This is a genomic window from Bacillus sp. 1780r2a1 (assembly GCA_024134725.1).
GTDB classification, from domain to species: domain Bacteria; phylum Bacillota; class Bacilli; order Bacillales; family Bacillaceae_H; genus Priestia; species Priestia aryabhattai_A.
The window spans coordinates 2,062,052-2,085,225 of the sequence record CP099863.1; the positions used below are offsets into that span (position 1 = coordinate 2,062,052).

Sequence of the window (23,174 nt, forward strand, 5' to 3'; positions counted from 1 at the left end):
AGTACCCTTTCTTTTTAACTATAAAACTTATTGAACTACGAACAACAAGAAAAGTCAAAGCGTATCAACACCTTGACTTTTCTTGTTAGTTCAACCTTTATTCGTATACACGTTGCGAAGCTGATAGCCACATTGCGAGCAATGATAAATGACGTTTTGATTGGACTGTGCGGTTAACACAGATCCTAATTCGCTTGCAGACTGACATTTTGGACAGATTACAACCGGTTGCTTCATCATCTACACCTCCATTCTTATAATGGAGTGAGGAGAGAGATTTCATACGGTTAATATATATAGTCTTTTGCTAAATCAGACTGAATAACATCCTTATAAGCTAAGCCGTGATCGCTTAATAACGCTTTTATTTTTTGAACAAAAGCAGGAGAACTCTTGGGTGATACGTATACCTCTGTAAGTAAATGAGCAAGGTCACAGCGTACAAGATTTCCGTGCAGATGCGAAAATGCAAAAGATCTTTCTTTTAAAGCGTCCATACGCGATTGCCATTCCCCAGCATAAATCTCTTCTTTAATAAATAGCTGCTGGCTCTTCCATGCGTCAATACGACTTGCGATAATAAGCAGACGCAGTTCGTTTTCATAGCTGTACGATTTCCGCTTATAAAAAAGGGTATCAAAGATGTTTTCACTTACTTGTTCTTTAGCAAAGTCAATATACTGAACTTTACGTGCAAAAACTTTGTAACGCAAATCCTTAATGCTTCCTAATAGTCGATCATATGTCGTACGAATGGCAATGCCATCTTGAGACTTTAAAAACAAATCCCACATGCCTGCTGATTCATGCTCATTTATATGCCAAGAGGACAATGCGGAAAATTCATAGATATTTTTAAGGTAGCTTTTTAAATCTTCAGTATTTGCAAACGTGGATTTATTAACATCGCGCATATTCCACATCGTGTAGTTCGTAGAAAGTGGATCTAGAAACGCAGTAGGCTTTGTAAAAAATAGTGACTTTGTAGATAGCAAGGACTCAAAATGATCTGCATTCATATAGCGCCAAACAGTTGGATTGTCGTTAATCTTGTACTGTTCATCATAATAGTCGTAGCTTGATTCAAATCCCATCGCATGATGCGATGCTTTTTCTTTATAATCTAGATCCATTCATTTCACCTGCTTTACTATAATCATTCGTTATTTACATTATAGCACCATATCAGGATATTTTTTCAAAATTAAACAAAATTATAGGTGTCTCGACATAATAACATAGTCGACACCACCCTTTTGAAACGTTTCGTTAGAAGGAATTAAACCAAACCTTTTATAGTAATTAGCCTTATTCTTTCTGGCGTTACACCAAATTAATTTTGCATTCATCTCTTTTGCTTCATTTATAACGTAATTTAGTAAATCCGTGCCATAGCCTTTTCCTTGATGATTTGTATCAGTCGCAAATTTACGAAACTGAGCCCTATCACCTTGGACAAAAAGAGAAACTACTGAACAAAGCTCATTATGATCAAATAGGCCGTAATGAATTCCTTCATGATCGTTGTCTATTTTCACATACTCGATATTCTTATCTGGCCACATGACGCGCTGTCTAAGTTCCCAGGTTTCTTCTTTTGAAATACGACAAATATCCACTTGCTTCCCAACCTTCCAAGATGAAAAAAAGTGCTTATAAAAGCACTTTTCACATAAACTATTTTAGATGTTTTCTTTTAAGTTTAGCGAATATAACTACTAAGTACGTACACTTCTCTTTTATCTTAGTAAGCCATAGTCGTTTTGACAATTAAGAATGAATAAAATGATAACTTGCCTTTTCGAGCGTTTCTTTAAACATCTTTAAGTCCTCAGTTGTATAGATAGGCTGATCCTGTAGTTGTTCAGTGAAAAAGATGGACAAGTCATCTTTGGTAGAAAAGCAAAGTGAGTGACTTTGTGAGTAGTTTTTTACACTTGTATTATAATCACCGTTAAAATAAACGATTGGTGTTACCACAGGTATATCACGACGTAATTTCTGTAAGTAAGCCTTTAAACTAGCCGCGTGCTGGTGAACTTCTTTTCCAGGGTGGGGCTTACTCATTACTTTCATCTCACCTTCACTTGTTTTCGTAAATACAAAGGTTTGCTCTTCAGTGCGAGCTACTCGACTGGATAGTGAATCTACTAAGAATGATAGCTCATGCATCTGGTCTTTTCGAACGCCATAAAGAATATCTCCGCTCCAGTTCTTCACTTCAATTACATAAATCCCCGTTTTCATTAAAACAACATGATCAATTTGTCGAATAAATAGTTGTTCGTTCATGTAATAAGGCATAAAAACATTCCCCATAATGATCATGTCATCGGCTGTGATTTTATTTTTATGAATTAAATTTGTTTGTAATGTTGTTAAGGTTTTATGAATAACGATTTCACCTTTATTTTTTGAAAAAGCTTCCAAGCTTTTTATATACTTCGTCGATTTAATTAGCTGAGCCGTATGCTTTTCTCGTAAATCTCTAATAATATTTTTATAATGCTCTTCTTTCTCTGTTAAGTCAGCTTGTTTCTTTTGTTTGTATTCTTCTTCACAAGCAGCAATTGAAACTGCCGCTTCTTTTTGTGCTAGCTCCAATTGAGTAACATACTTTTCTTCGACTTGTACATTTCGGCGATAAAGGTAAATACAAGTCGTTATTAACCCTAGAATTAAAATCGTGCCAATAATATAAACAATGTACATACCTCTCCTCCTTATATCTATTATAGAATTTTTTTCCGTCTATAAAAAGAGATTCAAAAAAAATGAACCTAAACACCTACTCTAAAGCGCTATTATAAGCGAAAAAGAGCTTAAAGATAAGCCCTTTTTCTACTTTTTTATGAAGGAATCCTAATTTGTTGCCCAATTTGAAGCGCTGATGGGTCAATGCCCGGATTTACTGCTTGAATTTGTTGGACCGTTACGTTATACATCCCTGCGATTTTATACAGTGTATCTCCTGCTTTTACTATATATGTGCGCACAGGAACATAGATTTCCTGCCCAATTTGTAGAGTAGTTGGGTTAACACCAGGATTGGCATTTTGCAGTGCTTCAACAGTAATGTTATACATAGTTGCAATTTTATAGAATGTATCCCCTGCTTGAATTGTATAAACTGTTGATTGGCGAACTGGTAAATTTAAATACACTGCAATTCCTCTTGCATATGCATTTGCTATTGCTTGTAAGAAGGCTTCGTTTTTTAGAAGGTTCGCATCCTTAGTCGTATCAATAAACGCAATTTCAGTTAAAACAGCTGGCATATTTGTTAAGCGTAAAACCGCAAAGTTTGCCGCTTTTTTGCCTCGGTTTGTATGATTGTATGCTGATAATACAGGAACTACCTGCTCATGAACGCGATTGCGATAGTTAATAGTTGCTGAGCTGACGGATCCATTATAAATGTAATCCTCATAACCTGTACCACCACCAGCGTTTACGTGAATAGACATGAATACATCGGCTCCCCAAGCATTCGCTTTAGAAGCACGTTCTGACAAACTTAAAAACGTATCCGTTGTTCGCGTAGTTTGGAGTGTAAAATCAGCAAAGTTTGCGTTTAAAAAGCTAATCATGTATTGCTGAAGCTTTAAAACAAGATTTTTTTCTAATAAGCCATTACCGACTGCACCTGAGTCCGTGCCGCCATGGCCGGCATCAAGATAAATCTTTTTCATATGACTTGTCTCTCCCTTCTCTATTAGCTTATGAGAAATGGAAGATTTGGTAACGGATACAAGCCTATAGACTATTTTTTTTCTATACATATTTACGGTATCTATCTTATGTCTGGATTATTTGTAGAATTATTTGTTTACTAAAAATTAATTGTATAATAAAAAAACCTCTAAGAAACAAGTGACTTAATCGCTTTTAAATCGCTTGTTTCTTAGAGTCTTCATAAAAGAATTATATTTTATTATCATATAGAGTAACTTCATTTTTAGAATATTTTAACAAAAACTTGTTTCCGACAATCAAATTTTAACGTACAGCTGGTGGTCCAAACAAGCCGTTTTGAAAATCTTCAAACGCTTGATGTATTTCTTCCTTTGTATTCATAACAAAAGGTCCACGTGCTACAACATTTTCACGAATCGGTTCCCCAGAATAAACTAATATTCTTGATCTTGATTTTGCTCTGAGGTTTAGAACACTTTTACGTAATTCGTTTTCATCTTCATTAAATGTAAGAGTAGCGACTCCGGTTTTACCTAGAACTGTTTTACTTTCTCCAACTTCTATTTCACCTGCTAAGACATATAAAAAGGCATTATGATTACCGGGTAAAATGTGAGAGTAGGTTGCATCCTTATCTAAATAAATTTCTGTCATTGTAACAGGTACTAAACTATTTAAAGGCCCTTTTACACCTGCAATTTCACCTGAATAAACTCGAATTCTTCCACCTTTAAAAGGTACAACTGGAGCATTTTCTAAGTAGATATTTTGATATGCAGCTTCTGTATGCTTTAGTGATTTAGGTAAGTTTAACCAAAGTTGTAATGTATGAATAAGGTCATTATCTACAGCTTCTTCTGCGTGTCTAGCTGACCAGCCAGCATTCATATATTGAACATCGCCAGCATCTAGAATAGAATGTCCACCATGATTATCAATATGTTCCAACCTTCCATCTATAACGTAAGTTATTGTTTGAAAACCACGATGAGGATGATCAGAAAATGTTCCTCTTTTAAACCAATCATCTGCCATTAATATAAAAGGGTCAAACTCTGCCTGTCGTTCAGGTGGTAAAACCCACCCCTGTTGTATGTGAGGGTATCTTTTCGTGTTAAATTCAACATACCAGCTATCTTTTACATCTCTTTGAAATACCTTCCTTTTGCCATAGTCCATATCTTCTCACATCCTTAACAATAATTTGTGCACAGTAGATCTCATCCTTCTTAAATTGAAATTTCAATATTTTAGAATTTGATTTAGACAGTTCTTCATTAAAGTAAAACGCTCTTATCAGCACTATAGTTTCACTTTACTTTACTGATAAGAGCGTTATATTTAAGTTTTTATTTTGATAAGCGTCTTATCAGTTCAGATTTTTCTTTTTCAAAGCCAGGTTTACCTAGTAAAGCAAACATATTTTTTTTATAAGCTTCAACACCTGGTTGGTCAAAGGGATTTACACCTAGTAATAATCCACTAATTGCACAAGCTTTTTCAAAGAAATAAACCATTTCTCCAAATGTAAATTCATTTAGTTCATCTAATTCAACAACTAAATTTGGTATATTTCCATCTACATGAGCTAGGACAGTTCCTTCAAATGCTTTTTTATTCACTTCATCCATTGTTTTTCCAGCTAGGAAATTCAATCCGTCAATATTAGAAGGGTCTTTTTCAATCGTTAGTTCAATACGAGCCTTTTTCACTTGAACCACTGTTTCAAATAAATCACGGCGACCTTCTTGAACATATTGCCCCATAGAATGAAGATCGGTTGTAAAGTCAACAGAGGCAGGAAAAAGACCTTTTTGATCTTTGCCTTCACTTTCTCCAAACAATTGTTTCCACCATTCAGAAACATAATGAAGGGAAGGTTCATAGTTAACTAGCAGTTCAATTAGTTTCCCTTTTCTATAAAGCACATTTCTTACAGCTGCATATTGATAACTTTCATTCGTTAGAATGTCAGGATTGTTATACTTTTTAGCTGCGGAAGCTGCTCCATCCATCATTTTGTCTATATTAAGTCCAGCTGTAGCAATAGGTAATAATCCTACTGCAGTAAGTATAGAGTATCTGCCTCCTACATTATTAGGAATGACAAAGGTTTCGTAACCTTCTTCGTCTGATAATTTCTTAAGTGCTCCATTTGCTTGATCCGTAGTTACATAAATACGTTTTCTAGCTGCTTCTTTCCCATATTTTTTCTCCATGTAATCACGGAAGATACGAAAAGCAATAGCAGGTTCGGTTGTAGTACCAGATTTAGAGATAACATTGATAGAAATATCTTTTCCTTCTAATAACTCTAATAGGTGCGATACGTAAGTAGAGCTGATGTTTTGCCCAGCGAAATATATTTGAGTCGAATCACCCATTTGATTATGGAAGGTATGTGATAGTGCTTCAATTGCAGCTCTTGATCCTAAGTAAGACCCGCCAATACCAATAACAACTAAAGCATCAGAATTACTACGAATTCGTTTAGCAGCCTCTTTAATACGAGAAAATTCTTCTCTATTGTAAGTGATAGGTAGATCTACCCATCCTAAGAAATCTGATCCAGGTCCTGTCTTTTCATGAAGCATGGAATGAGCAACTTGTACAAATTGACTTAAACTATCTATCTCTTTTTGTTGCATAAAAGGTTTTGCATTCGAATAATTGAAAGAAATCGTCATATAGTATTTCTCCTTTACAATAAGAGTAATGATCCTCTATATACGTACATTGAATAGCAAACAGAATGCACATTCATTAATTTATATAGATAAAAAGCTTCATTTAGAGAAGGTGAGTAACCTTTTTGCAAATATTCTATACTAGTGACTTATAATGAGTAGATTAACATTGTTTATTTGTTACTTACTTAAAATTAAATCTTTTTAGTTGTGGACAGTATTTTTCCAATCAGCTGCAAACTTTTCTAAACCTTGATCAGTTAAAGGATGTTTTACTAGTTGTTCAATAACTGAGTAAGGAATTGTGGCAATATGTGCACCAGCCAAAGCTACACGAGTAACGTGATCTGGATGTCTTACAGATGCTGCGATAATTTGAGAATCGATATTTTGCATACGGAATAATTCAGCAATTTTAGCAACTAATTGAACACCATCTTCTGAGATATCATCTAGACGTCCTAGGAATGGAGATACGTATGTTGCTCCTGCACGAGCTGCTAGAAGCGCTTGATTTACCGTGAAAATAAGTGTTACATTTGTTTTTACACCTTTCTTAGTAAGGTAACGTGTTGCTTCTAACCCAGCAATAGTCATTGGAAGCTTAATTGTAATGTTTTGGTCGCCACCGTTAATCTTAATTAGTTTTTCAGCTTGCTCAATCATTTCTTCAGCTGTTACAGCATCGGGTGTTACTTCTGCCGATACTGATTCTACTTCAGGCACTGTTTTTAAGATTTCTTCAATCCGATCTTCAAACTTAACGCCTTCTTTTGCTACTAGAGATGGGTTAGTTGTAACGCCAGATAAAACACCAATTTTATATGCTTTTTTTATATCCTCAAGGTTTGCTGTATCAATAAAAAATTTCATCGTTTCATTCCTCCATGAATAATTTTCGTTTAATGTATGTGTTATTTATCATAATTATTTTTTTTCTACAGCGTGACCGCCAAACTCATTGCGGAGAGCTGATACTACTTTTCCTGTAAATGTATCATCTTCAAGAGAACGATAGCGCATAAGTAGTGACATCGCAATAACAGGTGTAGCTGTTTGAAGATCTAAAGCTGTTTCTACGGTCCATTTTCCTTCACCTGAAGAATTCATAATCCCTTTAATGCTATCCAAGTTTGCATCTTTAGAGAACGCATTTTCTGTTAACTCCATAAGCCATGAACGAATAACAGAACCGTTATTCCACACTCTAGCTACTTTTTCGTAATCATAGTCAAATTCGCTTTTTTCAAGCACCTCAAACCCTTCACCGATTGCAGCCATCATTCCGTATTCGATTCCATTATGCACCATTTTTAAGAAGTGACCACTTCCTGCTTTACCAGCATAAAAATAACCGTCTTTTACTGCTGTATCACAGAAAATTGGTTCAACTATTGCCCAGGCTTCAGGATCTCCTCCAATCATATAACAAGCCCCATTTCGAGCACCTGCCATTCCACCTGATGTTCCAACATCCATAAAATGAATACTATTCTCTTTTAGTTCATTGTACCGTCTAACGGACTCTTTATAGTGAGAGTTACCAGCTTCAATTATAATGTCTCCTTTTTCTAATAAAGGTGTTACTTCACTGATAACTGAATCTACAACAGTATGGGGAACCATTACCCAAAGTACACGGGGGGCTTTTAAAGAAGAAACCAGCTCCTTTAAAGTAAATGCACCTGTAGCTCCATACTCTATCATTTTTTCAACTGCATTTGGATTCACATCAAATGCTACAACATCATGATGTTGATCCAATAAATTTTGCCCTAGATTGATCCCCATTTTTCCTAAACCAACTAATCCTACTTGCACAGTAATCTCCTCCTGTAGATATCATTTAGTTTTATATATTTTCTATATTTAGTGAGAGATAGAAGAAAGAATGATGTCTTTACTTCTACCTGCTCTTGTTATTATGCTTTTAATAAATTGTTTGCAACTTTAGTAACATTCTCTTCACTAAATCCAAATAACTTCATTACTTCAGCACCTGTTCCTGAAGCACCGAATGTTTCGATGGATAAAACTTTGCCATTTGGACCTACAAAGCGTTCCCACCCTAGAGAAATCCCCATCTCTAAAGAAATACGTTTTGAAACGGATGTAGGAAGAATACGCTCTTGGTATTCTCTTGATTGTGCGTCAAAGAGCTCCCAGCTAGGCATAGCTACGACACGAACAGATACATTTTCAAGCTCTAATTGTGCTTTTACATTTACGGCTAACGATACCTCTGAACCTGTAGCAATTAAAATAATGTCAGGGTTATCGTTCGTTTCGGTTAGAATATATGCACCTTTAGAAAGATTTTCAATGCTTCCTTTCGTCTCCTCGAAAACAGGTAAATTTTGACGGCTAAGAACTAAAGCCACAGGTCCTTCATTCTGCTGCAACGCATATGTCCAAGCACTTGCAGTTTCATTAGCATCAGATGGACGTATAACTGTAAGTCCAGGAATTGCTCTAAGAGCAGCTAAGTGTTCTATTGGCTCATGAGTCGGCCCGTCTTCTCCAACAGCAATAGAGTCATGTGTAAATACATATGTGATAGGTAGCTTTTGCAATGCTGCTAGGCGAATAGATGGACGTAAGTAGTCATTAAAAACAAAGAATGTGCTGACAAATGGTTTTACTCCACCGTGAAGAGCCATTCCGTTTCCTGCGGCTCCCATTGCATGTTCACGTACTCCGAAATAAACATTTCGGTTCCCGAAATATCCAGGTGTATATGGCCCTTCATCTCTTATATCTGTCATCGTTGAATGTGACAAATCTGCACTTCCTCCAAATATAGACGGAACAAGTTTAATAAAGTGATTAATGGATTCGCCACTGGCAACACGAGTTGAAATAGATTTTTCTGTATCAAAAGTCAAAATATCTTTTACTTCAATTAACGCTTCTCCCTTTATAGCACTATCTAGTTCATTCGCTAATAAAGGATACGCTTCTTTATAAGAGTCAAATAACTCATTCCATTGTTCCTCTTTTGTCATACCTTGTTTCTTTAGCTGCTCAAAATGACTTTTAACTTCCTGTGGAACAAAGAATTTTTCTTCGTATGGCCAACCATACGCTTGTTTTGTTGCTTTTGCTTCTTCTTCGCCTAATGGATTACCATGAGCTTTATTTGTTCCAGCAACTTTTGGACTACCATAACCGATAATAGTTCTAACTTCGATAAGAGTCGGTTGATCTGTATTTTGTTTAGCTAATTTAATTGCTTTAGTAATCTCTTCTACACTATTTCCATCTTCTACTCGTAAATACTGCCAGTTTACAGATTCAGCTCGTTTTTGAATATTTTCTGAAAAAGAAAGGTTTAATTCGCCATCTAATGAGATATCATTAGAATCGTATAATGCAATAAGTTTACCAAGCTTCATATGACCAGCCATCGACATGGCTTCATAAGAAATTCCTTCCATTAAATCTCCATCACCTACCAAAGTATACGTATAGTGATCGATAATAGGGAATTTTTCTTTATTAAATTTTGCAGCTAAATGCGCTTCTGCCATAGCCATTCCAACAGCATTAGCAATTCCTTGTCCTAAAGGACCTGTAGTTGCCTCAACACCATCTGTATGACTAAATTCCGGATGACCAGGCGTTTTGCTGTTTAATTTACGGAAATTCTTTAAATCATCTATTGTTACATCGTATCCACTAAGGTGAAGCATGCTATATAGCAAACTAGAACCGTGTCCAGCAGAAAGAACAAAACGATCTCGGTTAAACCATTTTGCGTTCTTAGGATTATGATGTAAGTGATTTGCCCATAGTGCGTATGTCATTGGAGCAGCACCCATTGGAAGACCTGGATGGCCAGAATTAGCACTATTAATTGCATCTATAGATAATGTTCGAATAGTGTTTACAGCTAATGTTTTAATATTATGATTCACGGAATTTTTCCTCCTAGTAATGTTTGAGTTCTTAGATAGATACAATTGTATTTGGATTATGAACAACTTCTGAATCAAGCCACCACTTAAATCCATCTTCTTTTAGTAAACGATTAGCCTCCTCTGGTCCATAGGATCCTGATAAATATGAATGAAGAGGTAAGAGATTTTCTTCAAAAGCTTCCAGAATTGGTTGCACCCATTTCCAAGATAATTCAACTTCTTTCCAATGAGCAAAAAACGTAGAATCCCCACGAAATGCATCAAAAATTAGTCTTTCGTACGCTTCTGGTACGCCCTTACTTTCAGTCGAAAAGTTCACTCTTACAGGCTCCATTTTCCCATTATTTAATGGATTTTTACTATTGAGCTGAAGAGAGATATTTTCATTTGGATTAATTTCAATAATTAAAAGGTTTGGTTCGACGCCCTCATTTTGATTCACATATAAATCTTTTAGTGAATCTTTAAACTCAATTACAATTCGAGTCGATTTCTCTTTCATTCGTTTTCCTGTGCGAATATAGAATGGCACTCCTTCCCAAAACGGATTATCAATCCACAAACGAGCAGCTACAAAAGTATTGTTTTGAGACGAGTCACTTACCCCAGGTTCTTCTAAGTATCCTGCAACCGAGTGACCATCAATTTCCCCTCTGTTATACTGACCTCGAACGACGTGTAAATAGGCGTCCTCTTTTTTGACTGGGCGAAGAGATTCAATTACTTTCTTTTTTTCTTCTCGAATGTCGTCTGCCCTAATTTGTTTAGGTAAATGCATTGCTGTCATCATTACCATCTGTAACATATGATTTTGAACCATATCACGAATGGCACCTGCCTGATCATAATAGCCAGCTCTCTCCTCGACGCCAACTGTTTCACTCGCTGTGATTTGAACATTGGCTATATATTGATTGTTCCATAAAGATTGAAGAATAGGATTTGCAAACTCCAAAGCTTCTAAGTTTTGAATCATAGGTTTTCCAAGATAGTGATCAATTCGATAAATTTCTTCTTCTTTAAAAGCTTCGCTTAGTTTGTTATTTAGATTACGAGCAGATTCCAAATCGTGTCCAAATGGTTTTTCAATAATGAGACGCTTCCATCCCTGTGTAGTACCTAATCCACTTTTCTTAATGTTTAAGGCAATAACATCAAAGAACTCTGGGGCAACAGATAGATAGAACATTCGGTTCTGAGGAATATTCAATTCTTCTTCAAGTCGTTGAACAAGGTTTAACAACTTTCTATAGTCTTTGATATCGGTAGCGTCTAATTTACTATAGCGAAAGTTTTTAATAAATTCTTCTACCTTAAAATGATCATTTATTAAACGTCTTGAAAATGTTTGTATAGATTCTTTCACATAATTTTGAAACTCATTATCAGACATTTCTTTTCTACCTAGACCAATAATAGAAAATGTTTGAGGTGTTTTTTGATCGATATATAAATTATATAGAGCGGGGAAAATTTTCCTTTTAGCTAAATCGCCTGTTGCTCCATACAAGACAAAGGTCATCGATTCCATTTTTATTCCTCCTTTTTGATTAAAGCTATCTTTCTCGTGATGTAAGTACTAATCAGTTCAAAAGTAAAAGATGTTAAAAGTAATTACTTTGATACTTTTTATCACATAAGTTACTTTATGTAACTATAATAACTTTTAATTTATACTTCGTCAAGTTAAACGCGTTTGATTTTAAAATCCTTTTAAAGTATTGTTTTTTATATAATTAGACAGGATTAAAAACCATCTGTTCATCTTATTTAAAGAGCAATATATATACTTAGTTACTAAATGTAAAATCATTAACAAGTTGTAGTATTCTGTTCCATCGTCCTTTACTTTTTCAAAAATTTGGTTGCTTAATTTGAAAAGATAGCAATCTGAAAATACGTTTTTCTTATATCCGCTTCTTAATGACAACATTATTTTCTTGACCTATTGTAATAACACTCTCAGCCATTTCTACAAATAATCCGTTTTCAACAACACCAGGAATCATATTAAGTTCTCTCTCTAAGACTTTAGGGGACAAAATATCAGAGAAAGAACAGTCAAGGATGTAGTTACCGTTATCAGTCTTAAAAGGCTTGCCTTTTGACTCACGGAGATTAACGTTTCCTCCCAATCTATAAATATTCTTTTTAGTCACTTCAACTCCGAAAGGGATTACTTCAACTGGAAGAAGAAATGATCCTAATTTTTCAACTAACTTAGATGAGTCCGCCACAACTATAAAAGTCTTAGCTTCTCTAGCAACGATTTTCTCTCTTAGAAGGGCACCACCACCACCTTTAAGAAGGTCTAGTTCAGAACTAACTTCATCAGCTCCGTCAATAGCTATATCAATTTGCTCAACATCCTCAAATTTAGAAATAGGAATCCCGAACTTTTTTGCTAATTCTTCCGTTTGAATAGAAGTAGGAATTCCTGTAATATGAAGTCCTTGTTTAACTAATTGTCCAAGTTTACGAATTGTATAAAAGACCGTTGATCCCGTCCCCAATCCCACTACCATATTATCTTCTACAAAATCTACTGCTTTTTCACCAATTATCTGTTTTTCGTTCACATTCCCACCTCCTCTCATATCTCTACATTGAGTGTTATTATAAAAACATTTTATTCTACATCTTACCTACCGGACTTTTATATAACTTAACCTATAGATATACTCGGTTTTTTTAATAGGTGATTCACTAATTAAATTAAATAAACATTATTTTTCTTTACATTATGCTTTGCTTCAGTAAATTAAACGTTCTCTCCTTCTATTGAAACTTCTTCTAAATCTCCACGTTTAAATTGACTTAACTTATCTAAAAATTTTATAGTTCCTAAAACTGCTTTTATATCTTCTTCTGTCTGCACATCTTTGTCTTTCTCTTGTTTAATCATTTCACTTACCGCTTGTTTGAAAGCCTCTGTTTCAATTAGCCAATCTCCGATTAACTCTTTTGTAGCCTGTTTTTCAGCCGCAGTTTTCACTGCAAATAAACTTTCTGTATCAGGATCTCTTAATGTAATTGTGTTATAGTCATCACTCATTGTAATACCAAAATAATGTTTTTGATTTGCATAGTATTTTTTCTCTCCTAAAAGAAAATAGTTAATTCCTAAAATAATCTCATAAAAATAATTATCTGAAGTAGGAGAATGGATTTCACTTACTTCAACATTTCCTATTACATCTAAATAAACTTCCAAACCACGACTTGTTTCAAGTACCCTTGTATCTATGGTATTCATTTTCACGCCTCTTTCTAAAAAAATTAGTTATATGATCTTCATATCTTTTCTAGATATCTTTCTCAATTTACAATGTTGCATAATAACAAGTTATTATTTATAACTTTTAGTAACTTTAATAACCTTTGTTACTTTATGTAACAGATAATATTCCTATATTAGACTTTTGTCAAGAAATTAGTTGTTACTTCACTTATTACATCGTTATAAATAATTTAATCACGTATTATCAAACCACTAAAAAGCTTCAATCGTAGCATTATCCTTTTAATTCTTAAGTTTATGCTTTACAAATTGTGCTATTGGATCTTGTTGTTTTATTGAAAATGGCATTTAAATTAACACGTTCTTCTTATTATTAAATGAAGCATTCTTGTATAATGAATAGTTACTTTTTAACTTTAAAGTTATTTAAAATAACATTTATTCTCTATTGCAGATCATTTTTGGTATAATATGCATTGTAGACCTTATGATAATTACAATAAATATATATATTGATTTATACACTTAAATTAACTTTAAGGAGGTTAAATATATGGAAAACCAAAAAGAGTTATGCCCTAAGGTAGAGAAGAGTTTTGAGCTGATTGGAAAAAGGTGGACAGGTTTAATTATTTATGTTCTAATGAGTGGGCCCAAACGCTTTAGTGAATTAAATGAAATGATTCCAGTTTTAAGCAATCGCGTTCTTACAGAACGAATTAAAGAACTTGAAGAGAACGGAATAGTCATACGCCATGTCATACCTGAAAGACCTATACGCTCAGAATATCTATTGACTAAAAAAGGCACAGAACTTGGTAAAATTCTTGGACCTATCAGTCAGTGGGCTGAAAGTTGGGTTAATGATTAAATTAGCCAGCGAAATGAGTTTTAAATTATATAAAATGAATTGAAAAACTTCAAAGATAGGCAATGTATTGAAGTTAGTATAAAGTAATGAAATACAGCTATAAGAAAAATTTTAAAAAAGGTATATTAAGAAAGGCAGGAAAAATATATGTCAAATCTTCTTTATATTACTGCACATCCTCTTGATAAAGAACATTCTTACAGCATGGCAGTAGGAAGTGAGTTTATCGAATTGTATAAAAGACTAAATCCAAATGATGAAGTTGTTCATTTAGATTTGTATAAAGCTGATATCCCTTATCTCGATGCTGATGTTTTTAGCGGATGGGAAAAACTTCGTTCAGGTATTTCTTTTAATGAGCTGTCATCTAGTGAAAGAGAAAAAGTAGGACGCTTAGCTGAACTAGGTGCACAATTTTTATTAGCTGATAAATATGTATTTGTCACACCTATGTGGAACTTCTCAATTCCAGCTATTATGAAAACATATATTGATGCAATAGCTGTATCAGGTAAAACCTTCAAATATAGCAAAGAAGGGTCGAGTGGTTTATTAACAGGAAAAAAAGCCCTTCATATACAAGCACGTGGAGATATCTATTCAGAAGGGCCAGAAGTTAGTAGAGAAATGGGGCACTCTTACCTAGAAGTTATGATGGATTTTTTTGGTGTATCCTCTTTCGAAGGAATAATTATAGAAGGCCAGGCAAAGTTTCCTGAACAAGCACAAGAGATTAAGGAAAAAGCAATTATTGAAGCTAAAGAAGCAGCAAAGAATTTTTAAAATCTAATTTTATATACAATCTGATTTCTATTTATATATATCGAGCGCTAATCTTTAAAAAAAGATGCTGAGAGCATAATTCTTTAACAGCCTGAAAAAGAACCTCTATGAGTACATAGAGGTTCTTTTTTTAATTATAGTTTCTTTTATTTATTAGAATTTATGAACAACCTCTTTTGCTGGAGCATTCCCTTATACTTTCATTTCTTCTGACTTATGCCCCAATTACTACTTGTCCTTTTATATGGAGATGCATCCCAAAATAAATTGATCATAATACCAATATAACCCTCCCGTTTCAAGTGCTGCACTAGAAGCTTTAGGTACATCCTAGCCTTTACCTAGATGTGTTTTTTATATTAGAGCTATTTAATTATTTAATCAAAACTATGTAAATAATACAGTAACTTAATTGCCGGAGTTTTTTGTTTGTCTTCATATATAATATATGATTTATATCTACTCTATTCAAAGATTAATAAGTTGACTATTTTTATAAACCTAGTTACTATAAGTAACATAAAGTGACAAGAGTGAACACAACGCTTTATAAATATTTAAAGAGTTTAGGAAAGAAGGTTTAAATTAAATGGATATTCTTCTAGCTATTCTTCCAGCTATTTTTTGGGGGAGTATTGTATTATTCAACGTTAAATTAGGCGGCGGCCCATATAGTCAAACACTTGGAACTACAATGGGAGCACTAATTTTTTCAATAGTCATTTATTTAGTAGTTCATCCCATCTTAACCCCCCTTACTTTTATTATAGGGGTTATTTCTGGTTTATTTTGGGCTATTGGTCAAAGCAATCAGTTAAAAACAATTGACTATATTGGCGTTTCTAAAACAATGCCTATATCAACAGGTATGCAACTGGTATCGACGACCTTATTCGGTGTTGTTGTTTTCCGTGAATGGTCAACTACTTCTACTGTTTTGTTGGGAATACTAGCTCTCATTTTTATTGTAATAGGAATTGTATTAACATCTCTAGAGAGCAAAAAAAATGAAGAGCAAGCAGGACAATTTAAAAAAGCGATTTTTACACTGGTTATTTCAACGATTGGATATTTAGTATACGTAGTTAGCGCTCGTTTATTTAATGTGGACGGCTGGTCAGCATTATTTCCTCAAGCAATTGGTATGGTAATTGGAGGCATTGTACTTACTTATAAACACAAACCTTTTAATAAATATGCTATTCGAAATATTATCCCAGGCCTAATTTGGGCTGCAGGTAACATGTTTTTATTTATCTCCCAGCCAAAGGTTGGAGTAGCCACAAGTTTTTCACTGTCACAAATGGGAATTGTCATTTCAACCCTTGGGGGGATCTTCTTATTAGGAGAAAAAAAATCAAAACGTCAACTTATTTCCATTACAATCGGGATTATTCTTATCATTGCGGGTGGTGTATTACTTGGAATAGCTAAAAGCTAATAATATATATCTATAAATATAAGAGTATATGAAAGGAATTAATAAATTAAACTAAAGCTAAAAAGACCTTGATAAAAATTCGGGGTCTTTTTTGTTTCTGCGATTTTAGAAGCGTTTAGCTACTGTTTTATCTTGTTATTGTTCTTTCTTTAATTGAAGAGCAGTTCCTAAAGTACTCTTTCTTTTTTAAAGGTTACTTAAAAATTAATCTTTAACCCAACTTTCAGCCCATTCACTAATTGGTCCTAATATTTCCCCTAAAGCTATTCCCTTTTGAGTTAAGAAGTATTCAGAACGTATAGGGGGACCCGGAATAACGTTACGCACAACTATTCCTTGGTCTTCTAATTCTTTAAGACGTTCCGTTAATAATCGTCTACTTAAAGATGGTATACTTTCATTTAGTTCATTAAATCGTTTTGGTCCACTCATTAGAACATAAATAATTAAACCTGTCCATTTTTTTCCAATTAATTCGAAGCTCTTTTCTACTTTAGGATGTAATCCTTTTGATTCCTCCATATTACACATCTCCCTTCAATTAATATAGACAAAAAACAACTTATGTATTTATTGTATCAAAAAACGGTAAAGTGTATGGGCAATTTAATTCTTCCAGATTGATAAAGAGAGTTAAAATAATAAAAGTAATAGGAATAAAAAAGAAATTATTTGTATTTCCCTTTATAACTAAGTACCGTAATTTAGTTGTTATTGTGTATAAGTTACGTTTTTGGTTACAAGAATTCAAGAACCTTGCAATTAAGCTCCAGAACTTGTATATACTGATATTCTTTTGTAACTCTTAAAGAGACTATCTTCAGTACAGACTAAGCTTTCGTGACTTGTTGGAATGATATAAGAATGAGGAGTGCTGATGGCTACCAGCGCTGTTGTATGTTGGGTCCATCAATGTGGACCAGCATTAGATAAGCGAGTACGTCTCCTATTAATCCAGCGTACAAACTTTGGAGAGTGAATGAAAAGCATTGCGATTTATGGTACCAGTGATTTTAAAGGTCATACAATTAATTTTCATCTGAGTAAAGTGAAAATTAAATAAGCACTTGGCTGCGTGTTTAACGTAGCGTATGAAATATTTAAAAACCAAATGTTTCAACAGGAAAAAACTGTCCAAAAACCAAAAGAGTTCACTCATAAATTATTTAGGAAGTTCAATGAGTTAGTTGTTAAAAAAACGATATTTTATCTTCTATTGAGTATCTCCCACACTAGATTCACCTTTTAGAAGGCTGATCCTAAAGTAAAACTTATTTTGCTACAATCATTTTATACCACTAATTAAAATACTTTAAGAAGCTCATTAAATACATTGCAACATGGTAAATTTAATGATAATTGTTTAAATAGTGCTCTATCAAAAGAGTAAAAACTAGATTCTAGCACTTAGGTTTGTGATATTTTATAAACAAAACTAATAGTAATTAATGAAAATTGTTTTTGAAAGCAATATGTTTTTTATTATAAAACATAAATTAATAATTGTGCAAGATTAATTAGTTGGTGGATAGTTCACTAATGATGAGTATAGTAAGTTTGCTAGAAGAAGTCCCATATTAACAAGTATAGAACGAAAAAGAGCTCATCTCTAAAGTCTACAGAAGATGAACTCTTTTTTTCTTAAATGAACTTTACGCCCCTGTATACACACTATCACACGTATTCGGCTGCGGCTCGTAGTAACAGTGGTTTTTATATTGTCCTGCAAATGGCTGATCGTACCAAGTTGGAGGACATGGAGCGTATGGGTTGAAATACCAAAGCGCATATTTCGCAGGGTGCTCACGCCAAAAATCAAGCGTTTTCTTAGCTAATCTTTTCTCTGCACTTCTTGCTCGTTGATAAAAAACATTTCCTTTTTGAACAGCTTCAAAGGAATAGTTTCCTCCTTGCACTTGATAAATAACCTGCGGAATTGTTCGTAGCCCTTTAAAGTCGATGCAATTAGCTTTTAGTCGGTTTACAATGACATTTCCAACGTACAACATCCCTTGTTGTCCTTCACCTTCTGCTTCCGCTCGCATCATTCTAGCCATTAATGCAACGTCTGAATCCTTATACTGAACTCTTGGCATAGTCTCACCTCAATCTATAGTATGAAAAAATGCCAAAATTGATGTTAGCGGACAAGAAAATTGATTTATTTACAAAAAACCACCGTCAGAGTGAATAATTTGTCCGGTAATCCACGCTGCGTCATTACTAGCTAGAAAGGCAATAAGTTTTGCTGCGTCAGTAGGCGCGCCAATCCTTCCCATTGGAAAGCGAGGTAGTAAAGTTCGCTTTAACTCTTCATTCATCCAGCCTGTATCGGTTGGACCAGGGTCTACAGCATTTACCGTAATATTTAAAGAAGCAAGTTCAATCGCGATTGATTTTGTAAATGTAGATACTGCACCTTTTGTTGCGATATATGCAAGGTTTCCTGGTTCAGGTGATTTATCTTGTCCGGATACCATATTAATGACTCGCCCACTATGTTTGCCATCCAATCGCCGCGCAAATTCAGCGGTTAAAAGACAGGTGGCTCGAACGTTCACTGCATAGTGATTATCAAGAACTTCTGCATTTAGATTCCGGAAGTCTACGTCAATGGAATGAGTGGCATTATTCACCAAAATAGAAGGTGTCCCAAGTCGCTTTTGAACTTCTTCAAGAAGCTGTGCTGGTGCATCAGGTTTAGATAAATCAAGTGCCAGCGCTTCGCATCTTACGCCATATTTTTTAATTTCGGTTACTAACTCTTTTGACCAACTTGTATCTTCTTCTTCAAAATAGTCCATTTGTCGATCATAAGGAGACCAGTGAGTAAAGAAGATATCTGCCCCCACTTTGGCTAGCTCTATACAAATGGCTGAGCCTATCCCTTTGCTTCGACTTGCTCCTGTTATAACAGCAATTTTGTTTGTTAATTTAGACATATTTGCATCTCCTTACGGACGCGCCAACCAACGTACGATTGGAGATATGGACTAACAAAAAAAGCAGATGCTAATAGGCACCCGCTCTTTTGTCTTCTCATACATAAGCTTAGGCGTATCCTATAATGGTAACAATGAAAAACAACCCTTTCGTAAAAAAAGGGAATTTGTCTATTCATTTTGTTAATTAACCATTATTGAATGCCAGCCATCTGCATTATGCTCCTTCCATATATCTCCATGATAATTCCATCATAACCCAATATTTAGAAGAAGTAAATATCTTTTATTGCCCTAAGCGTCAAGCGCTCTTTCAAGAAGGGCTTTGTCTAAAAACGGACTTGCTTTCCCTACGCTGTATAGGTGAAGATCATGCATGGCTCTTGTGCAAGCTGTGTAAAAAGTACGGCGTAAACTTTCTTCAGCGTAGACTTTCTCTGATGCGTTGTAGATGATAACGGCATCAAATTCAATTCCTTTTGATAAGTACGCAGGAACCACTACTACTCCTTGCTCATACTCAAGAGAGTTGCTTTTTAACAACTTCAGATCTTTAATGCTAGCTAAAGATAAGTACGCAGATGCGCTTTCTTCTGCAGACTTGCAGATAATCGCAATACTGTGATAACCCTCACTCTTGAATTCATCAACCTTTGACGCAATTGCTTGGTGGAGTTCATCATAATCTGGCAGCTGTGTAAGAGCAGGGCGTTTCCCTTCACGCTCAAACGGAACAATGCCTTCTCCGTTAGGCACAAGCCTTCTTGTCAATTCAATGATTGGTTTTGTGGATCGATAACTTCTCGTAATGTTGATCAGTTCCGTTTGTTCTACGCCGTAGAGGTGCGTTAACATCTTAAAATCGGTATTTTCATCTGCATGAGCAAAAATAGCCTGGTTGAAATCACCAAGTACCGTCATTCGTGCAGCTGGAAATAAACGCTTCAAAAACTCAAACTGAAACGGAGAATAGTCCTGCGCTTCATCAATGACGATATGCTTAATAGCGCTATTTATTTGAAAGCCTTCAATAATTTCTTTTAAAAGTAAAAATGGCGTAGCATCTTCATAAAAAAGCTTATCTTTCTCTAATGCATCGACTGTAATTCCGCAAATGTCAGACCAGTCATCAGGCACCTTGCCTTTTAAGTGTTTCGTTATTTCAAGAGAATTTGTGAAAAGTTGTTTGTATATGCCAATAAAATCAATAAACTGCAGCTCTTTAATTTTGCTTCGAAGCGGTTTTAGCTTTTGACGCACAATCAGCCTTGCAAGCGCTTGTGGCTCCATATCATAATCAGCGGTGTCTTCTCTCTTAAACCCGCGTTTTTTAGCTAAATACGCATGTGCTTTATGATAGTCTTCATTGCTTAGAAGCTCAATTTCGTCTTGAACCCACGGCTTTTTACTTTCTGTTTTTTGAAAGTCAGCTAACTTCTTCAATAACCAATCTCGTAACTTTTCAAGTCGGTTATGAAAACGGAGAGAGGTATCAAAGTTGTAAAATCGTTCTACTATTTCTCCTGCTGTTACAACAGCTTTTCCTCTAAACACCACGTCGTTAAACAGCATTCCTTCTGATTCAAGCGACTTTCTGTAAGTTTGAACAGCTTCAAAAAAGCGTGTAGATGCTTTGAAACGTATGCCTGCAAGCCTCGCTTGATAGAAAGATGTCTTCTTTGCTGTTAAAACGTATTCTAACTGTTCATAAGGCGTTTCTACTTGAAATGCTTTACTTAAGCGGTGATCTAAGTACTCTTGAAACGTTACTTGCTGCATATTTTCTTCTCCAAGCTCTGGTAGTACGTTTGAAACATAGCTACTGAACATAGAGTTAGGTGAAAATAGAATAATTTGATCTGCATTGATGTGATCTCGGTATTTATATAATAAATACGCAATTCGCTGCAGAGCTGCCGAGGTTTTTCCGCTTCCAGCTGCCCCATGAACAATCAATAACCTTCCTTTATCGTGACGAATAATTTTATTTTGTTCTTTTTGAATTGTCGCAACGATATTATGCATTTGCTTATCCGTACCTTTACCTAAAACCTGCTGTAAGATTTCATCTCCAATGGTCAAACTTGTATCAAACATGGATTGGATGATCCCGTTACGAATAAGATACTGCCATTTCTTTTCAAGCACACCTTGAATCATACCGCCTGGAGTCATGTAATGAGCCGGTCCAGGCTGATAATCATAATAGACGCTTGAAATAGGCGCTCGCCAATCGTAAACCAAAAAATCATCTCCAGTTTGATCATTAAGAGCAGCAATTCCAATATAAATGCTCTCAGGAGCTGAATCTCCTTCTTCTGTAAAATCAATACGGCCGAAGTAAGGGAGCTCTTTCATCCGATGCAACGTGGATAATCGCTTAGAGGAATGTTTATGTGTACTTTGAGTTACTGATAGCGCCTGAGCTTCTTGGCGTAACCCGATAATCGTTTCAAGATAATCATCAAACGTATCTGTGTTTACCTTAACCTCATCCCAAAAGTGCTTGCGGATATGAATGACTTCTTCTTTACGCTTTGTCGTCTCTTCTTCTAGCTTGTTTATTTCTGCGTTAATTCTTTTCATGATACCATCTACGCGTTTTTGTTCCTGCTGAAGTTCTGAACCCATCGCAAACACCCCTTAAAAAAATAGTTGACTAGCGCATCGATTTTATATTATAATTATAGTAGGAAATATTATAATTAATAATAGGTGTAGATACGCATCTATACTAATTTATCATGAAATTGTTTTGTTTTCAAGATGTTCAGCAGAAATATAACTCAAAGGATGAAGGTGTTAAATACCTTTATCCTTTTTTTATGCTTTTTTGAGTTAAGCAGAAGCTGTAGTTGTTAAGATGCTTTGCTATTACGCTTAATTGAAGTTCGTATAATCCCTCCCTGGGATACATTGTTAGTTGTTGGAATTTCTTCTTCCGCTGTTTGCTTATTTATGATAAAATTTACCAAATGTATATAATGATAATTTAGTAAACTTACAATGGAAAGGAGAACTAGATGAAGTTCATTCTCGTATTTGGACCCCAAGCAGTAGGGAAAATGACGGTAGGACAACAATTAGAAAGAAACACGGGACTGAAGCTGTTTCATAATCATATGACCATTGAACTTCTTGCTCCTTTGTTTCAATTCAACGAAGAAATGTGGAGATTAGTAGATTTGTTCCGTAAAGAAATCTTTGAATCGATTTCAAAAAGTGACGCAAAAGGTATAATCTTTACCTATGTATGGGCGTTTGATATGCAAAGCGATTGGAATTTTATCAGAGAAGTATGCGACATTTTTGAATCAAAAGGCGGTACGGTATATTTTGTGGAGCTAGAAGCGGATCTTAACGAAAGAATCGACCGAAACAAAACGCCAAACAGACTCCAGCATAAGCCAACAAAAAGAAATGTAGAGTGGTCAGAGCAAGAACTCAAAGAAACGATGAACAAACACCGATTAAATTCCAAAACTGGAGAAATACAGCGAGAAAACTATGTACGGATCAACAATACAAATTTAAGCGCTGAGGAAGTAGCTCAATTAATTCAAGAAAAATTTCAATTGTACTGAAGGAGAAAT

The 23,174-nt window shown here is 34.9% G+C and carries 21 protein-coding genes; 4 read left to right on the top strand and 17 right to left on the bottom strand.

Annotated features, from left to right (window positions below):
- Positions 1–90: 90 nt before the first annotated feature.
- The 13 genes from NIZ91_10350 to NIZ91_10410 form a co-directional block, all read right to left on the bottom strand.
- Positions 91–240 carry a hypothetical protein gene (locus NIZ91_10350; protein ID USY57021.1) on the bottom strand — a complete coding sequence of 50 codons (150 nt, stop codon included), beginning with the start codon at positions 238–240 and terminating at the stop codon, positions 91–93.
- A gap of 47 nt (positions 241–287) precedes the next feature.
- A complete protein-coding gene (locus NIZ91_10355) occupies positions 288–1,133 on the bottom strand; it encodes a DUF2971 domain-containing protein (GenBank protein ID USY57022.1) in 846 nt (281 codons plus the stop codon).
- 81 nt (positions 1,134–1,214) lie between these two features.
- A complete protein-coding gene (locus tag NIZ91_10360) occupies positions 1,215–1,619 on the bottom strand; it encodes a GNAT family N-acetyltransferase (GenBank protein USY57023.1) in 405 nt (134 codons plus the stop codon).
- A gap of 151 nt (positions 1,620–1,770) precedes the next feature.
- Positions 1,771–2,712 (bottom strand): NERD domain-containing protein, encoded by a 942-nt coding sequence (locus NIZ91_10365; GenBank protein USY57024.1) that lies wholly within the window; start codon positions 2,710–2,712, stop codon positions 1,771–1,773.
- A 137-nt stretch (positions 2,713–2,849) separates the two neighbouring features.
- Entirely contained in the window at positions 2,850–3,692 is an 843-nt protein-coding gene (locus tag NIZ91_10370) for an N-acetylmuramoyl-L-alanine amidase (GenBank protein USY57025.1), read from the bottom strand.
- 307 nt (positions 3,693–3,999) lie between these two features.
- Positions 4,000–4,875, bottom strand: coding sequence for a pirin family protein (locus NIZ91_10375; GenBank protein ID USY57026.1), 876 nt, complete (start codon positions 4,873–4,875; stop codon positions 4,000–4,002).
- A gap of 170 nt (positions 4,876–5,045) precedes the next feature.
- Positions 5,046–6,383, bottom strand: coding sequence for a glucose-6-phosphate isomerase (locus NIZ91_10380; GenBank protein USY57027.1), 1,338 nt, complete (start codon positions 6,381–6,383; stop codon positions 5,046–5,048).
- 204 nt (positions 6,384–6,587) lie between these two features.
- On the bottom strand, positions 6,588–7,256 hold the full coding sequence (gene fsa / locus NIZ91_10385) for a fructose-6-phosphate aldolase (protein ID USY57028.1): 669 nt from the start codon (positions 7,254–7,256) through the stop codon (positions 6,588–6,590).
- A 54-nt stretch (positions 7,257–7,310) separates the two neighbouring features.
- Positions 7,311–8,204, bottom strand: a complete 894-nt coding sequence (gene gnd / locus NIZ91_10390; GenBank protein ID USY57029.1) for a decarboxylating 6-phosphogluconate dehydrogenase — start codon at positions 8,202–8,204, stop codon at positions 7,311–7,313.
- A 101-nt stretch (positions 8,205–8,305) separates the two neighbouring features.
- Positions 8,306–10,300, bottom strand: a complete 1,995-nt coding sequence (gene tkt / locus NIZ91_10395) for a transketolase (GenBank protein ID USY57030.1) — start codon at positions 10,298–10,300, stop codon at positions 8,306–8,308.
- A 31-nt stretch (positions 10,301–10,331) separates the two neighbouring features.
- Positions 10,332–11,834, bottom strand: coding sequence for a glucose-6-phosphate dehydrogenase (gene zwf / locus NIZ91_10400; protein ID USY57031.1), 1,503 nt, complete (start codon positions 11,832–11,834; stop codon positions 10,332–10,334).
- Between the two features lie 376 nt (positions 11,835–12,210).
- Positions 12,211–12,882, bottom strand: a complete 672-nt coding sequence (rpiA, locus tag NIZ91_10405) for a ribose-5-phosphate isomerase RpiA (protein ID USY57032.1) — start codon at positions 12,880–12,882, stop codon at positions 12,211–12,213.
- Positions 12,883–13,064: 182 nt separating this feature from the next.
- Positions 13,065–13,559: a hypothetical protein gene (locus NIZ91_10410; protein USY57033.1), complete on the bottom strand. Its 495-nt coding sequence runs from the start codon at positions 13,557–13,559 to the stop codon at positions 13,065–13,067.
- Positions 13,560–14,097: 538 nt separating this feature from the next.
- On the opposite strand from NIZ91_10410, the gene NIZ91_10415 reads away from it, so the two are divergent.
- From NIZ91_10415 to NIZ91_10425, 3 genes are all read left to right on the top strand, one after another.
- On the top strand, positions 14,098–14,415 hold the full coding sequence (locus NIZ91_10415; protein ID USY57034.1) for a helix-turn-helix transcriptional regulator: 318 nt from the start codon (positions 14,098–14,100) through the stop codon (positions 14,413–14,415).
- Between the two features lie 147 nt (positions 14,416–14,562).
- Positions 14,563–15,198: an FMN-dependent NADH-azoreductase gene (locus NIZ91_10420; protein ID USY57035.1), complete on the top strand. Its 636-nt coding sequence runs from the start codon at positions 14,563–14,565 to the stop codon at positions 15,196–15,198.
- Positions 15,199–15,787: 589 nt separating this feature from the next.
- On the top strand, positions 15,788–16,639 hold the full coding sequence (locus NIZ91_10425; protein ID USY57036.1) for a RhaT/GlcU family sugar-proton symporter: 852 nt from the start codon (positions 15,788–15,790) through the stop codon (positions 16,637–16,639).
- A 204-nt stretch (positions 16,640–16,843) separates the two neighbouring features.
- On the opposite strand, the gene NIZ91_10430 is transcribed toward NIZ91_10425, so the two are convergent.
- The 4 genes from NIZ91_10430 to NIZ91_10445 form a co-directional block, all read right to left on the bottom strand.
- A complete protein-coding gene (locus NIZ91_10430) occupies positions 16,844–17,161 on the bottom strand; it encodes a helix-turn-helix transcriptional regulator (protein ID USY57037.1) in 318 nt (105 codons plus the stop codon).
- Between the two features lie 1,130 nt (positions 17,162–18,291).
- Positions 18,292–18,735 (bottom strand): cell wall hydrolase, encoded by a 444-nt coding sequence (locus NIZ91_10435; GenBank protein ID USY57038.1) that lies wholly within the window; start codon positions 18,733–18,735, stop codon positions 18,292–18,294.
- A gap of 69 nt (positions 18,736–18,804) precedes the next feature.
- The gene (locus NIZ91_10440; protein ID USY57039.1) at positions 18,805–19,581 is read right to left on the bottom strand and encodes an SDR family oxidoreductase; all 777 of its coding nucleotides are present in this window, start codon (positions 19,579–19,581) and stop codon (positions 18,805–18,807) included.
- 294 nt (positions 19,582–19,875) lie between these two features.
- Positions 19,876–22,212 (bottom strand): UvrD-helicase domain-containing protein, encoded by a 2,337-nt coding sequence (locus NIZ91_10445; GenBank protein USY57040.1) that lies wholly within the window; start codon positions 22,210–22,212, stop codon positions 19,876–19,878.
- A gap of 392 nt (positions 22,213–22,604) precedes the next feature.
- On the opposite strand from NIZ91_10445, the gene NIZ91_10450 reads away from it, so the two are divergent.
- The gene (locus tag NIZ91_10450) at positions 22,605–23,165 is read left to right on the top strand and encodes an AAA family ATPase (protein USY57041.1); all 561 of its coding nucleotides are present in this window, start codon (positions 22,605–22,607) and stop codon (positions 23,163–23,165) included.
- The last annotated feature ends 9 nt before the right edge of the window (positions 23,166–23,174 follow it).

Bases quoted from the DNA above. Each gene is read 5' to 3' on its own strand.
- NIZ91_10375 (USY57026.1), bottom strand. From the start codon at position 4,875: ATGGACTATGGCAAAAGGAAGGTATTTCAAAGAGATGTAAAAGATAGC.
- NIZ91_10355 (USY57022.1), bottom strand. From the start codon at position 1,133: ATGGATCTAGATTATAAAGAAAAAGCATCGCATCATGCGATGGGATTT.
- fsa (USY57028.1), bottom strand. From the start codon at position 7,256: ATGAAATTTTTTATTGATACAGCAAACCTTGAGGATATAAAAAAAGCA.
- NIZ91_10410 (USY57033.1), bottom strand. From the start codon at position 13,559: ATGAATACCATAGATACAAGGGTACTTGAAACAAGTCGTGGTTTGGAA.
- NIZ91_10440 (USY57039.1), bottom strand. From the start codon at position 19,581: ATGTCTAAATTAACAAACAAAATTGCTGTTATAACAGGAGCAAGTCGA.
- NIZ91_10370 (USY57025.1), bottom strand. From the start codon at position 3,692: ATGAAAAAGATTTATCTTGATGCCGGCCATGGCGGCACGGACTCAGGT.
- NIZ91_10420 (USY57035.1), top strand. From the start codon at position 14,563: ATGTCAAATCTTCTTTATATTACTGCACATCCTCTTGATAAAGAACAT.
- NIZ91_10435 (USY57038.1), bottom strand. From the start codon at position 18,735: ATGCCAAGAGTTCAGTATAAGGATTCAGACGTTGCATTAATGGCTAGA.
- NIZ91_10380 (USY57027.1), bottom strand. From the start codon at position 6,383: ATGACGATTTCTTTCAATTATTCGAATGCAAAACCTTTTATGCAACAA.
- NIZ91_10425 (USY57036.1), top strand. From the start codon at position 15,788: ATGGATATTCTTCTAGCTATTCTTCCAGCTATTTTTTGGGGGAGTATT.
- zwf (USY57031.1), bottom strand. From the start codon at position 11,834: ATGGAATCGATGACCTTTGTCTTGTATGGAGCAACAGGCGATTTAGCT.
- NIZ91_10445 (USY57040.1), bottom strand. From the start codon at position 22,212: ATGGGTTCAGAACTTCAGCAGGAACAAAAACGCGTAGATGGTATCATG.
- NIZ91_10365 (USY57024.1), bottom strand. From the start codon at position 2,712: ATGTACATTGTTTATATTATTGGCACGATTTTAATTCTAGGGTTAATA.
- NIZ91_10450 (USY57041.1), top strand. From the start codon at position 22,605: ATGAAGTTCATTCTCGTATTTGGACCCCAAGCAGTAGGGAAAATGACG.
- NIZ91_10350 (USY57021.1), bottom strand. From the start codon at position 240: ATGATGAAGCAACCGGTTGTAATCTGTCCAAAATGTCAGTCTGCAAGC.
- NIZ91_10415 (USY57034.1), top strand. From the start codon at position 14,098: ATGGAAAACCAAAAAGAGTTATGCCCTAAGGTAGAGAAGAGTTTTGAG.
- NIZ91_10430 (USY57037.1), bottom strand. From the start codon at position 17,161: ATGGAGGAATCAAAAGGATTACATCCTAAAGTAGAAAAGAGCTTCGAA.